We start from the raw sequence: 296 nt of genomic DNA, 5'->3' as shown, positions 1-296 counted from the left end.
ATGAAGAATGCGCTGCAGGAGCTGATCATCGATGGCATCAAAACCAACGTCGATCTGCAGATGCGCATTATGAGCGACGAGAATTTCCAGCATGGTGGCACCAATATCCACTATCTGGAGAAAAAACTCGGCTTGCAGGAAAAATAATTCTGCTCTCTCAGCAAAAGGCCGGGTAAACCGGCCTTTTTTCTTTTTCTCTCTCCTCATCTATACCATGCGGTACAATCCCCGCTTTCTTCATCCTCAAGGGACAAAAAATGGACAAACGCTTTGTTCAGGCCCACAAAGAAGCGCGC

Annotated in this window: 1 pseudogene; it reads left to right on the top strand. The window is 47.3% G+C overall.

Annotated features, from left to right (window positions below):
- Positions 1–147: pseudogene (locus tag ACSIPU_RS31045) on the top strand (acetyl-CoA carboxylase biotin carboxylase subunit); the annotation flags it as partial.
- Positions 148–296: the final 149 nt, after the last annotated feature.

The sequence above is a fragment of the Klebsiella sp. HN106 genome (assembly GCF_051209435.1).
Classification (GTDB): Bacteria; Pseudomonadota; Gammaproteobacteria; order Enterobacterales; family Enterobacteriaceae; genus Klebsiella; species Klebsiella oxytoca.
This window is presented reverse-complemented; position numbering and strand designations above follow the sequence as displayed.